The sequence below is a fragment of the Candidatus Brachybacter algidus genome, from assembly GCF_016707225.1.
Lineage (GTDB): Bacteria > Bacteroidota > Bacteroidia > Chitinophagales > Saprospiraceae > Parvibacillus > Parvibacillus algidus.
On record NZ_JADJID010000011.1, the window covers coordinates 1 to 13,133 of the forward strand.

The 13,133-nt window shown below is 37.6% G+C and carries 10 protein-coding genes and 1 pseudogene; 2 read left to right on the forward strand and 9 right to left on the reverse strand.

Annotated elements, in window-relative coordinates:
- The 3 genes and pseudogenes from IPI15_RS19205 to IPI15_RS19215 form a co-directional block, all read right to left on the reverse strand.
- Positions 1-490, reverse strand: a pseudogene (locus tag IPI15_RS19205) (hypothetical protein); the annotation flags it as partial.
- The gene (locus IPI15_RS19210; RefSeq protein ID WP_287421801.1) at positions 432-1,100 is read right to left on the reverse strand and encodes a GEVED domain-containing protein; all 669 of its coding nucleotides are present in this window, start codon (positions 1,098-1,100) and stop codon (positions 432-434) included. The gene IPI15_RS19210 and the pseudogene IPI15_RS19205, both read right to left, overlap by 59 nt.
- A gap of 395 nt (positions 1,101-1,495) precedes the next feature.
- Positions 1,496-1,717 (reverse strand): hypothetical protein, encoded by a 222-nt coding sequence (locus tag IPI15_RS19215; protein ID WP_287421802.1) that lies wholly within the window; start codon positions 1,715-1,717, stop codon positions 1,496-1,498.
- Between the two features lie 72 nt (positions 1,718-1,789).
- Here IPI15_RS19215 and IPI15_RS19220 point away from each other — a divergent pair, with 72 nt between their 5' ends.
- Positions 1,790-1,930, forward strand: coding sequence for a hypothetical protein (locus IPI15_RS19220; RefSeq protein ID WP_287421803.1), 141 nt, complete (start codon positions 1,790-1,792; stop codon positions 1,928-1,930).
- A gap of 1,371 nt (positions 1,931-3,301) precedes the next feature.
- On the opposite strand, the gene IPI15_RS19225 is transcribed toward IPI15_RS19220, so the two are convergent.
- The 3 genes from IPI15_RS19225 to IPI15_RS19235 all read right to left on the reverse strand — a co-directional run bounded on the left by IPI15_RS19225 (position 3,302) and on the right by IPI15_RS19235 (position 7,000).
- Positions 3,302-4,540: a metallophosphoesterase gene (locus IPI15_RS19225; RefSeq protein ID WP_287421804.1), complete on the reverse strand. Its 1,239-nt coding sequence runs from the start codon at positions 4,538-4,540 to the stop codon at positions 3,302-3,304.
- A 575-nt stretch (positions 4,541-5,115) separates the two neighbouring features.
- Positions 5,116-6,564 carry an APC family permease gene (locus tag IPI15_RS19230; RefSeq protein ID WP_287421805.1) on the reverse strand — a complete coding sequence of 483 codons (1,449 nt, stop codon included), beginning with the start codon at positions 6,562-6,564 and terminating at the stop codon, positions 5,116-5,118.
- Positions 6,565-6,616: 52 nt separating this feature from the next.
- On the reverse strand, positions 6,617-7,000 hold the full coding sequence (locus IPI15_RS19235; RefSeq protein WP_287402210.1) for an START-like domain-containing protein: 384 nt from the start codon (positions 6,998-7,000) through the stop codon (positions 6,617-6,619).
- Between the two features lie 309 nt (positions 7,001-7,309).
- Between IPI15_RS19235 and IPI15_RS19240 the strand changes: the two genes are divergently transcribed.
- Positions 7,310-8,179, forward strand: coding sequence for a sigma-70 family RNA polymerase sigma factor (locus IPI15_RS19240; RefSeq protein WP_287402208.1), 870 nt, complete (start codon positions 7,310-7,312; stop codon positions 8,177-8,179).
- Positions 8,180-8,394: 215 nt separating this feature from the next.
- Here IPI15_RS19240 and IPI15_RS19245 read toward each other — a convergent pair whose 3' ends face one another.
- The 3 genes from IPI15_RS19245 to IPI15_RS19255 form a co-directional block, all read right to left on the reverse strand.
- A complete protein-coding gene (locus IPI15_RS19245) occupies positions 8,395-8,763 on the reverse strand; it encodes a hypothetical protein (RefSeq protein WP_287421806.1) in 369 nt (122 codons plus the stop codon).
- 1,606 nt (positions 8,764-10,369) lie between these two features.
- Positions 10,370-10,732, reverse strand: coding sequence for a DUF3276 family protein (locus IPI15_RS19250; protein ID WP_287402205.1), 363 nt, complete (start codon positions 10,730-10,732; stop codon positions 10,370-10,372).
- Between the two features lie 168 nt (positions 10,733-10,900).
- Positions 10,901-13,033, reverse strand: coding sequence for an elongation factor G (locus tag IPI15_RS19255; protein WP_287421807.1), 2,133 nt, complete (start codon positions 13,031-13,033; stop codon positions 10,901-10,903).
- Between the last annotated feature and the right edge of the window lie 100 nt (positions 13,034-13,133).

A 13,133-nucleotide genomic window follows, 5' to 3' on the forward strand; every position in this document is an offset into this window, starting at 1 on the left:
CATTGGCACAATTAGCTCCGTCCTTTAAGAACCAGCCAATATATGAGCCCCCACCAGTAGCAGTTACAGATATTTGATATGTGCCTGCAGCAGGGATATTGAGTTGATAAACAAGATCTTCTCCACCACCATAACTACCTCCGCATTGGGTGCCATAATCATTTCCAGAACCGCATGTAGTGGTACTTGAAGTATATGGGTAACTGCTAACAATTATAGGGTTTGAGCAATCCGCCCCTGGAGCAGCTGTAACTGTCAAAACACCACTAACATTAGATGTTCCATCCCAAAAACCACCACCACCTGCATTATAACCACCATATACAAATGGCCCTGTATTTAACTGCCATCTACTTGCATAATAATACGTTCCTACAGGCAAACTACTTCCGATAGCTGCTTGAAATTCGTCATTATTTCCTGCTTGTATATTAAAAGTAGCTGCAGTCCATGCACCATGACCATGTAGCAGGATCAGTATTTGTTGCATTTACTCCAATCCATACTGTTATACCAGCACCTGCTCCAGCTCCTGGAGTTACTCCAGGTTCATAACCTTGTGTATATACTGATGCAGTACCTCCAGTGACAATAGATGCTGTAGCCGGAAATTGTAAATTTACATAGTCCATTGCATCCGTAGATGGAGCAACCACATTTACAGAATAATCTTCATAAGTACCATAAGAACCAGTATAACAAGGAGTGGGTGGTCCTACATCTAACCCACCTATTCTCATCCTATGTTGTCCTAATGGAGCAGCAATAGGCACTAAAAAAGATGCCATCAATGTTGTTGGATTGGCTGATGTAGATGTGCCGGTATAAACTTCTTCTCCTACATCAACAAAATCAAGATCATCGTTCCAGTCTATCCAGATTTTTGTATCGTACGTAAAGCCTGTTTTATATGTTATATTTACAATGGTTGAGTTTCCTTGAACTATATTTCCTACCTGGGCAGAATAATCGCCATAATTTCCTGGCTCAGCGACAGTTGTGTTGTTTACAGTACTAAATGAAACGTTAGTTATTCCTAAACCATCTACTGAGGTTGGTGCAGGGATACAATAACCTGTATAAAGGTACCGGAAACCCAACCACTATTAGTAGGACCTGCACATACGAGTTCAAACACAATAAGTATAGGTGAGTATTAGCAGTTAGGCTTGATAAGTTTACAGATGAAGATGCTGTATTACCTGACTGTAGTGGCGATCCCGAACCACATGCACCGGTACTTCTAATTTCCCAGTCATAAGAATCTGCTGCACCACTTGGATTCCATCCAATTGTGGCTGTTGTACCTGTTAAATTTGTGACAACTAAAGAGCGTTGGAGCTGTACAAAAAGGAGGTGAATAAGTATAAGTTCTCCCCGCATCAGGAACTGCAGCTGGAGCGGTAGTTGTGAACCTAACTTGATGCGCATTTGATGTCGCAAGTACTGTATCATCCCAAGATGGAGTTGCATCCGGAATAGATGTTGTTAATCTTCAAGCATTATAATCAGTGTTTACTGTACCCCTAAGCCCAACTTGTGGTTGGTAAGTGATATTGGCTGCCACATTTGTAGGTAACGCGTATACAATGTTAATAAGGCCTGTTGGCGTATTTAATCTTATTTGAAAATCAAACCTTTCATTAACACCAGAAGTAGAGGTATACCTTCTAAAATCATCCCATTGTATTACAATTTCGTTACTTACTTGCACCATTCTTATTTCAGCGTTAGCACCTGCTTCTTTTTTGAGTCCTGAAGGTCCATACCTAATGCAGATATTATTCCCGTGGCTGCAGCTGAACTTGAAATAGGAGCAGTACTTGAAAATGTAGAAACACCTAAAGCAATATATCCATCAACTTTAATAGTAGCGGTAGTAACAGAAAATCCATTGAAGGTAAAAGCAGTTGGCAATGTTACAGCGTAACCCTGGGCGTCAAGAGTTGTTCCACTTTGCGACTAAAGTACCCCAGAAACAGATGTATAAGTTCCGGAAAACAATAATTTGTAAATTTTTTTCATTTCAAATTAATTTAAAAATTAACGCTTACTCTCTTTCAAAGGATTTTCAGCATACTCCTTTAGACACTATGCGTTGAGGCACAGATATTGATTTATTTTGAATTCGTAAAGTGGGGGATGCATAGACGGTGTTGTCTAGCTTAAAAACATTCGGTACTCAGACCTAAGGCAATATTTTTCCGAAAAACATTGCGAAAAATTGGTGCAGTGTAGATTTTATTCGATAACTCGAGGTTTTAGTTGTTATGTAATGTGTGTGTTTTAATAGATTAAAAGCACATAACCCCTTGATTGTCATTATAAAATGAATACAATCATGAAGATTACAAATACTTTTTGGACTTTTGTCAATCGCAAATATATTTAAATTATCAGATAAGTATGTCTTTTTAATATTTTTTTTGCGTATTTTAACAATAAAGTGAGGAAGGCAATGAATAATGGATAATGAATGAATAATGAATAATGGATAATGAATAATGAGAGCGGGCATGGTAGCTCGATTTTAAGGAGTATCGATTATTGGGAGGAGGTGAAAAGGTTAAAAGGTGAGAAAGTGAGAGGGTGAGGGAGTGAGGGGGTGATTTAAAGCGAACGGCGAACAGCGAACGGCGAACGGGAAGAGCTGGCAGATTGCTGCGGGTCTGAGGTAAGATCGATAATTGGAAAGCTTTAAATTTGAAAACGATTTTTGTTATCACTAAATTACCTATTTCTCATTACCCATTACTAATTGAAAGCGAACGGCGGGATGCGAGAAGCGAACGGAAATAGCAGTCAGATCTACCCGGTCTGGGCTATAATCGATTATTTTTGTAATGCAAAACAACCGAAGTGCGATGCGCTGCGCGCAGTGCCCTTCAATGGGTCATGACCCATTGGGGGTGCTCATCACTTCGTGATGTGCAAGCGTGATGCGCACCACCATAGGAAAGTAACTCTAAAACCTTAGTTTTTGTAAAAGTCTATTCTTGTATCCGAATTACCAATTACGTACTTAAGTTTCGACGTTATAAATTTATATTAAGACTATTGCTATTACTCAATCAAAGGTAAAAATTAGAAATTAGAAATTAGAAGTCAGAATGAAACTTCGATGGTTGAGCCCAGCAAATGAAAGCATTTAAATGAATTGAAGAAAATCGAGAATTGAATTAGTTATTTAGCAATCAACATTTTAGGTGATTTTATTTTTTAATAATTATATATTTATACCATTGATTATCAAATGTATAATTACTCCGAAACTTTAGTTACTTATAGAAAGACTAATTATCTACTTCCGACCCGTTAAAACCAACGTCGTTATCTCCGGCAATATCCCTACCCTACCGGCATATCCCAAAAAGCCAAATCCACGATTGACATATAGGTATTGTGCACCTTTTTGATATAGACCGGCCCATTGTTTGTAGACAAATTGGCTTGGACTCCACTTGATCCAACCGGGTATCTCGATGCCAAACTGAAATCCGTGGGTGTGGCCGGCAAGGGTCAAATTGATATCCTGGTGATTTTTATTGACTTCAAAATCCCAGTGCGTTGGATCGTGTGATAAAAGTATCTTGACATCTGTGGGCGGCATACCCTCAACTGACTTTGTAAGATCTCCATGTTTAGGAAATTGTGGAAGTGCTGAAAAGTTTTCTACGCCGATCAATCCGATTTTGGCACCCTTATGTTCGAGGATTCGATGTTCATTGAGCATTAGATCCCAACCTAATGTCTTGTGTATGCCTTTGATCTTTTCAAAGTTGCGATCAAGGTCTGCCTTGCTATCCCACTTATAGTAATCACCATAATCGTGATTACCAAGTGTTGAAAATACTGTTTTGTAGGGCGTTTGAATTTTGCCAAAAATTTCATAAAAACCGTCCATTTCGTCCGCCTTATAATTGACAATATCTCCGGTAAAGACCACGAGATCGCCCTTTTCTTTATTTATAAGATCTATACCGTTAACGATCGGCTCCTTAAAGACAAAGCTACCTGAATGTACATCAGAGATCTGAACTATCTTGAATCCTTCCAGGTCCGGATGCAGACCATCAATGAATATATTGCTGCGATGTACACGATATCTGTAAGGATTGCGCAGCGCACCATAAGTCAACGCTACTATTGGGGCAGTGCCTAGAAAAATACCTACACCTGAAAGAAATTTTGAACGGCTGAGATTGAAGCTTTTTTCTACCATAAAGTAATTGACTACTGCCAGGAATCCTCTTCTTACATCATCGATGAGTAAAATTGGCAGCGCGCAAAGCTTACTTAGGAACAAAATCATCAAAAATGTGCGACCGTAGATCGTCAGAAAATGATTTTTATCTGTGATAATATTGGCCATCATTGCGATAGCAAGTACATAAGCCAAGGCTGAAATACCCCAATATCCAAACATAAGAACCTTGCGAAGATCGGGTGACATAGTCTTGGTCACTCCTCTAAATGCCTGAAATGCATAAATGTCCAATAGAATAAAAAATATAAGGGCAATGATCAAGCGAATGTTCATTTTTATCGTGTATAAATTTAGAAAATAGTCTGTTCACAGTATTCTGCTGAAATGTGACCTTAAACGAACACGAACATATTAAAGTAGTTGCAGAAATTCGACAAAATATGGTAGATAGTTAATAAAAATTGAAAACTTGAAGACATTAAGTGCTTATTGATTTTCTTAATTCTTTAATATTTAAATTTCAGTAATGTTAAAATATATTGATAGAGAAACAAGTGGTTAAAACCCTAGGAATTGTAATCTGGATCCGCAGGTTAAAACCGACGGCAATTTATCCGCTTGAGATCAATTGAATTTATTCGTGCATTCTTGGCAATAAAATTTCTGCCTATTAAATTGAATTCTTAGCTTTTTGACAAGATATAAAAGAATTATTAAGATACTAAATTTGAATAAAATGTATAATGAAACGGGGGTTAAATGAATTGTAACAGATCCAGGTTACGAGAATTTACGCTTGAGCTGAATTAATAAATTGCCTAAATTGAATTCTTAGCTTGACAATTAAGAATTAAGGCCATTAAGCAATCCTTGATTTTCTTAATTCATTAACTTAAAGCTCTTCACATTTATTCAGCAGTCGGCGCGAATTTCTTTTTAACTACATAATACACAGGGATACCTAATAAAACGATGAATAGTCCCGGAAGTGTGTTTTCTGTTTTGTCGATCAGCAAGATAAAAGCGATCACAGCGGCACAAACAATATAAAGTATAGGCAGCACAGGGTAGCCAAATGCTTTATAGGGCCTGAAAGTATCCGGGCTTTTCCTTCTTAGAACAAAAATTCCCGCAATTGTCAATATATAGAATAGCAATGCTGCAAAGATGGTGTAATCCAACAATGCACCATATGTTCCGGTAAGACATAAGGCAGAAGCCCAAATAGCCTGTGCCTTTATACCAAAGCCAGGAACAGCATTTTCATTTAATCTACCAGCTTTTGGAAAAAAGAGGTTATCCTTGGCCATAGCATAATACAATCTTGAACCGGAAAGGATAAGTCCATTGTTACACCCAAATGTAGAAACCATAATTAGTACACTCATTATCGCTGCTGCAGAAACGCCAAAAATAAGGGAGGCAGCTGCTGTACCAACTCTGTCATTTGTAGCAAATGCAATACCTTGAGAAACGACATCGGTGCCATTCGGACTCCCTTGCAAAGGCAGCAATCCAAGGTATGTTACGTTCGTGAGTAGATAAATAACAGTCACGATCAAAGTGCCAAAAAATAAACTTTTAGGTATATTTCGGGAGGGGTCTTTGATCTCCCCGGCTATAAAAGTTACATTGTTCCAGGCATCACTTGAAAAGAGCGTTCCGACCATAGCACCACCTAGCGCCAGTATCAGTGCCACCCCGCTGATAGAAGAAAAAGTACTTCCATCCCAATGTTGTGCATCCCATGACAAAGTAAAGTTATTAGTAAATATTTCCTGGTTAAAACCGAGTGTAAGGCCTAATATTATAAGACCGAAGATAGCGACCAATTTGGCAAGAGTAAAGGAAGTTTGAACGACTTTACCCAGGTTGACCCCTCTAAGGTTGATACCTGATAATACTAAAATACTTAAAATAGCGAGTACTTGAGATCCTTTAAAATTCCAGGAACCGATAGAAAACAAAATATTGTCTTCCCCAAACCATGGGATAAAATAGGAGGTAAATTTAGCAAATGCCACAGCGACTGCAGCAATTGTACCAGCCTGAATGACGGTAAACATGGTCCATCCATACATAAATGCGATCAAAGGATTAAAAGCTTCACGAAGGTAGACGTATTGCCCGCCAGCTTTCGGAAACATTCCAGCCAATTCACCGTAGCTTAATGCCGCAATGAGTGTAAGGACACCAGCAAGGACCCAGGCGAGCAACATCCAGCCGCTACTTCCAAGATTTCTAGTCACATCGGCACTTACGATGAATATACCTGAACCGATCATAGAACCAGCTACCAGCATGGTGGCATCTGTAAGACTTAATGATTGTTTAAAATCCTGGTCTGAACCACTCATACTTAATATATTTTAGGAAGGAAGTTATAGTTTGAATAAAAATTAAAAATATCTAGCTCTCACCCATCGCTTTTTTAAGCGCTTTCATTTGATTGTTCCAAAAATCAATTTGAAATTGATGGTCAATTGGTTCTGCCCAACCGATGAGGCGGAGGATTGTTTCCTCAGTGACCGGAGATGTCTCAAGAATAAATTCAAGAAATTCATTGTCACTTACTGCATCTTCCCAACGGAATCTTAGCAACTCATCTTCAAAGTCGTCCACAAGAATGGCTGTCTCTTCAGAATCTTTCCAACGGAAAGTAAAGAGATCATTGTCTACATCTGCTTCCTCACAAAACCAGCGAATAAGGCACGCAGGCGTAGTTATGAAGGTGTAGATAATGGTGGGCGAAGCCCTGAATAAATACTCTATTTCGAATTGTGTCTTCTTCATCTATTTTATTTGACGCGTGTTGAATGTGAATAGTGAACGTTCTCAATTCTTTCGAAATGCCCTAATTTATTAGAAAATAGGGATGTACACCAAAAAATTAAAATAAGTTATATTTTGATTTTGGGGGTAAATTAAATATAATTCTAGCATAAGAAAGTTTTTTTGTTAAAAAATATTCTTTATATTTAAGAAGTTTACAAGATTAGTGAACTTTTAAGCGGAGCTAAACATTATTCGATTTAGGATGTTCTGCACTTTAAGACAATAATTTGTTGTAACTTTGCATCCGTTTTTAAATAATAAAATTTAATGAGGCAACTAAAAATAACCAAGTCAATAACCAACAGGGAAAGTCAATCCTTGGAGAAATACCTACAAGAGATAGGTAAAGTAGACTTGTTGACACCGGAAGAGGAAGTAGACTTGGCAAAAAGAATCAAACAGGGAGATCAAGAAGCCCTGGAGAGATTAACTAAAGGAAATTTAAGATTTGTAGTATCTGTTGCCAAACAATATCAAAATCAAGGTTTGTCACTCAGTGATCTTATCAATGAAGGTAATCTTGGTTTGATTAAAGCTGCGCAGCGTTTCGATGAGACTAGAGGATTTAAATTTATCTCCTATGCAGTTTGGTGGATTCGTCAGTCCATCCTTCAGGCTTTGGCTGAACAATCAAGAATTGTAAGATTGCCATTGAACAAGGTTGGATCATTGAACAAGATCAATCGTGCTTTTTCAGAATTGGAACAAAAATTTGAAAGAGAGCCTTCAGCTGAAGAATTAGCCTCTATTTTAGAGATCCCGACAGAAGAGGTTGAAACTACCTTGGGTGTGGCTGCGAGACACGTATCTATGGATGCGCCTTTCGTAGATGGTGAAGACAATTCACTTATGGATGTTCTTGAAAACAGTAGCACACCAGGCACAGACTCTGCTTTGGAATATGTTGAATCTTTACGTCGCGAGATAGAACGCTCACTTAGTACGCTGACTGATAGGCAATGTGATGTGATAAAGTTGTATTTCGGTATTGGCATCGATCATCCAATGTCTCTGGAAGATATTGGAGATAAATTTGGCTTAACACGCGAACGTGTTCGTCAGATAAAAGATAAGGCAATTAATAAATTACGATCTGTATCAAGAAGTAAATTACTTAAGCACTATTTAGGTAATTAAATAAGGTTTTTGAAGATATTCTTCAGAAAATGCCAAAAAGAAAAGACCTGCGATGTTATCATGGCAGGTCTTTTTTTATATAAAATTGTCAGAATCACGGATTATTCATGGGTAATGGGTGATGGGTAATGGGTAATCGGTAATAATCTGCGCATTCTAAAATCCTTTATTCGTTAAGTTATTTTTTTGATTTTGGCAAATTCATTAGATAAGAATTATCTAGTGATTTTGTTAACCTTTTTAATTAGTACTTCCTGGTCAGAAAATATCATCCAGGAATAATCATAAATGATTTGCAGAAGTTTGCCTTTGACATTTTTGTGGACATGGGTATAATGGTGCCAATTAAATTTCTTGGAATCCAATAATTTCCGCTCTACCTTCTTTTGTTTGAAGTTGCCTGCATCCATAATTTCGAAAAGAATGGATCTATTTCTGTGAAGAATTTTGTCAGTGGGGATGGCAGCAAAATTTGTTTTTTCAATTAAATCTTTGTGGTAAATGGTTTTACATTTTATGGTACAGAACATTTTACCAGCCCTACCTACGAAGGTATCATTACATAATTTACATTTGCCTTTCATTTAATATGTGGTTTGAAGTTAAAAAATGATTTGAATATTTGGATGTAAGGCGAAGTTACAAAATAGTTTGAAAAATGGGGTTAAATTGGTTGAAAAAAATTTCATATTACTAACCGTTCGGAACCGTTCCCAACGGTTGTGAACCGTTAAGCCTACATTTCATTGATTGTCAATTAATTATAAGGAGTACCGTCAGCGTTTTTTAATACTTTCTCATCCACTTTTTTGCTAAAGAACCGGTATGGCTTACTCTTGGGAGGTACTTAAACCCAAATTAATAACCGTTCGGAACCGTTCCCAACCGTTGCGAACCATTAAGTCTACATCCGACTGGTTATCAATTGCTTACAAGTTGTTTCGTCGACATTTTTTGATATTCTCCGATAAACTTTTTGATAAGAACATTTGTATCACACACTCTTGGGGGTTAATGAAACCCAAAATAATATTCGTTCGGAACCGTTCCCAACGGTTGCGAACCGTTAAGCCTACATTTAATTGATTGTCAATTGTGTACAAGTTGTTTCGTCAACATTTTTTAATACAGTCCATACACTTTTTTGCAAGACCACCGGTATGACTTAATCTTGGGAGGTACTTAATCCTAAATTAATATCCGTTCGGAACCGTTCTTAACCGTTGCGAACCGTTAAGTCCATATCAAACTGATTGTCAATTATTTGAGAGACTATCCGTTAAACTTTTTTGATACTTTCTAATGCACTTTTTTGCAATAGTATTGATATGACACACTCTTGGGAGGTGCCAGACCCAAAAAAACAACCGTTTGGAACCGTTCCCAACCGTTGCGAACCGTTAAATCTGCATCCGACTGGTTATCAATTGTTTACAAGTTGTTTCGTCGACATTTTTTGATATTCTCCGATAAACTTTTTAAAAAGAACATTGGTATCACACACTCTTGGGGTTAATGAAACCCAAATTAATAACCGTTCGGAACCGTTCCCAACCGTTGCGAACCGTTAAATCTACATTTAATTGATTATCAATTATTTACAAGTTGTCTCGTCAACATTTTTTGATATTTTCCGATAAACTTTTTGATAAGAACATTGGTATCACACACTCTTGGGGGTTAATGAAACCCAAAATAATATTCGTTCGGAACCGTTCCCAACGGTTGCGAACCGTTAAGCCTACATTTGATTGATTGTCAATTACTTGAGAGCCTCCTCGTCCCCATTTTTGGATACTTTAACACATACTTTTTTGAAAGAGCATTCATTTTAGTCATTCTTGAGAGGTATCGAATCATAAATTAATAAATCGTTCGGAACGATAGCGAACCTAACTTCGACCAATCAGTAAATATAGATCTAACGCGAAGACCTTCAGAAATATATCTCGTTTAAATAAGTGATACTAAGGGCAATATTATGGAAAACAAAAAAGTGATCCTGCTCTAATAAAGTATAAAATCATAAATGCCATTCAGACTTTATATCTGAATGGCATTCATATTATCTAATGTCATTACTTAAAATTCAAAGTAATATCAAAATTTATTTCAAACCAATTTTGAAACCAAATCTCAATCCATTGGAATCCAAATAACAACTAATAAATTACAATTAACAATTAAATTTTACCAACCCATATCATCCTCAGATGCATTCTCACCCTCTTTACGACTTTGATATTCCTTTTCAAATTCCTCCTGACGACGTGCGAATTCATCAAAGTCGTAGTCCGGCATCAATGTGGTCTTTACATGATCAATCGTCTCCTGAAGTCCTGCTAAAAACCTATTGAAATCCTCCTTATACAAAAAGATCTTGTGACGCTCTACACCTTCAGAGTTAAATTTCTTGGTACTTTCGGTAAGCGTTATAAAATAATCTTCTCCCTTAGTTTGCTTTACGTCAAAGAAGTATGTTCTGCGCTTTCCTGCTTTTATTTTACTTGAAAAAACACTGTCAGGCTTTCTAAAAGGTCGATTATTATCCACGTGTAAACTTTTATTTTATAAATATTCCAAACAAATATATAAATTATTATAATAAATTATTTTATAATAGATTAATATTTTATAAAAAAGTTATCTTACAAACCTTGTTAAAAACTTATGAATCATCAGTGATATAAAATATTTATTTTAAATAATCAATTTTCCTTTTTAATGCTCTCCATGCTCATCATTATCAACATGACTATCTATTAACACCTTTTGAACATCAGGTGGCGTTTCCGCATATTCACTGAATGAACGCTTGAACTTAGCCCTACCCTGCGTGATAGACCTCAAACTAGAGGAGTAGCCAAACAATTCTGATAGCGGAACCTTGGCATTGATCTTTTGATAGTGTCCCTCCGAATCCATTCCCGTGATCATCGCTCTGCGCGTTTGTAGATCGCCCATCACCTCTCCTACCATATCTTCGGGTGATAAAACTTCAAGGTCAAATACCGGCTCCAGCAACTTTGGATTGGCCTTTTTGAATGCAATCTTAAAGGCCATAGTAGATGCCAGCTGAAAAGCCATATCATTACTATCCACAGGGTGCATCTTACCATCGAATATAGAGACTCGAATATCACGGCATCTGGAACCTGTCAACGGCCCTTCCTCCATCTTCATCAAAATACCCTTTTTTATTGCATTTGAAAATCTGGAATCAATCGTTCCACCGACGATGCACCAATTAAAGACTAATTTTCCGCCCCATGGCAACTCATCTACTTCTGAATTTCGAACTGAAAGTCCTACAGGATTAGGCATACCGTCATGATAAGGCTCTATACGCATGTGCAACTCAGCAAACTGTCCTGCACCGCCACTTTGTTTCTTATGCCTGTAAACCTCATCCACACTTTGCCTGATCGTCTCTCTATATGGAATTTTTGGCTTTTCAAATTCGATCTTTAAGCCAAATGTCTTCTCTATTTTTGCTTTTACTATATCCAAGTGCAGCTGACCCTGACCATGCAGAATAGTTTGTTTCAGTTCAACAGAATGTTCCACTACAAGGGTCGGATCTTCTTCATGAACTATCGTAAGGGCACGCGCCACTTTTTCAAGGCTGTTTTTATCAGGTGGAACCATGGCTGTTCTGAAACGAGGCTCTGGAAACTCAATCAATTCTATTTTTCTTCCAACACCTTTGCCATTGAGTGTATTATTGGTATGAGAGTTTTTTAATTTTACCGTAACTCCAAGATCACCGGCTACAAGTTGAGGAATCTCTGAGCGATTTTTGCCATTGGATATAAAAATATGGTTGAGCCTTTCGACCGTTCCATTTTCGGCATTTGTGACCTCGTCACCTGTCTTTATCGTGCCGCTATATACCTTGAAATAACTGACATTGCCGACATTGGCTTCGGAAATAGTTTTGTAAATAAATAATGTGGTATCCTTATCAGGATCGCACGCCAGAGTTTTACCATCTTCGAGCTTAGCCTCTGGCCTATCCGCAGGAGATGGTGCAATATCATTCAGGAAACCCATCAATCTGCCACTTCCCATATTTTTACCTGCAGATATACAAAATATTGGAAAAAATTGCTGATTGGCAAGTGCAATAGTCAATCCTTTGGCCAGATCATCTTCGCTGAGCGTGCCTTCCTCAAAATAACGCTCCATAAGTCCTTCCTCATTCTCTGCAGCTATCTCTACAAGCTTGTTATGAAGCTCTTTTGCACGCTCCATTTCTGACGCAGGGATATCTTCTTTGGTTGGCTTACCTCCTTTGGCTGGAAACTTGTAAATAACCATTCTGAGCGCATCAACAATCGTAGAAAAATTAGCTCCGGCGTCCAATGGATACTGTACCTCAACCACTTTGGAACCAAAGCGATCTATGGCCTGAGCAACAGATCTGTCATAATCAGCCTGAGGACTATCTAAATGATTAATAGCGATCACGGTCGGCAAATGAAATGATTCTACATATTCCCAGATGAGTTCAGTGCCGACTTCCACTCCATATTTAGCATTGACTAATAAAACAGCTGTGTCTGCAACTTTCATGGAAGAAATGCTCTCGCCGACAAGGTCATCAGAACCGGGTGTATCTATAATATTTATTTTTGAGTCTTTCCAATTGACATGCATCAATGAAGAATATACTGAACTATGCCTGTCTTTTTCTATTTCTACGTAATCGGATGTGGAACTATTGTCGTCCACTGACCCAATACGGTTAATCTCGTGTGCTTCGAAAAGCATATTCTCAACTAATGTGGTTTTGCCACTACCCGAGTGTCCAAGCAAAACAATATTTCTGATGTTTTTAGGATTGCGTGCCATTGATAAAGGTTTTATGTTGTGAAGAATATTTGACCTGCAGCATATTTTTTACTGAAGTTCATTGCAAATAAATTTCTATAAAACTATATATCGCTCAGCT

Coding starts and splice junctions, on each gene's coding strand:
- IPI15_RS19240 (WP_287402208.1), top strand. CDS start 7,310: ATGAGGCAACTAAAAATAACCAAGTCAATAACCAACAGGGAAAGTCAA.
- IPI15_RS19215 (WP_287421802.1), bottom strand. CDS start 1,717: ATGGTGCAAGTAAGTAACGAAATTGTAATACAATGGGATGATTTTAGA.
- IPI15_RS19245 (WP_287421806.1), bottom strand. CDS start 8,763: ATGAAAGGCAAATGTAAATTATGTAATGATACCTTCGTAGGTAGGGCT.
- IPI15_RS19255 (WP_287421807.1), bottom strand. CDS start 13,033: ATGGCACGCAATCCTAAAAACATCAGAAATATTGTTTTGCTTGGACAC.
- IPI15_RS19230 (WP_287421805.1), bottom strand. CDS start 6,564: ATGAGTGGTTCAGACCAGGATTTTAAACAATCATTAAGTCTTACAGAT.
- IPI15_RS19225 (WP_287421804.1), bottom strand. CDS start 4,540: ATGAACATTCGCTTGATCATTGCCCTTATATTTTTTATTCTATTGGAC.
- IPI15_RS19235 (WP_287402210.1), bottom strand. CDS start 7,000: ATGAAGAAGACACAATTCGAAATAGAGTATTTATTCAGGGCTTCGCCC.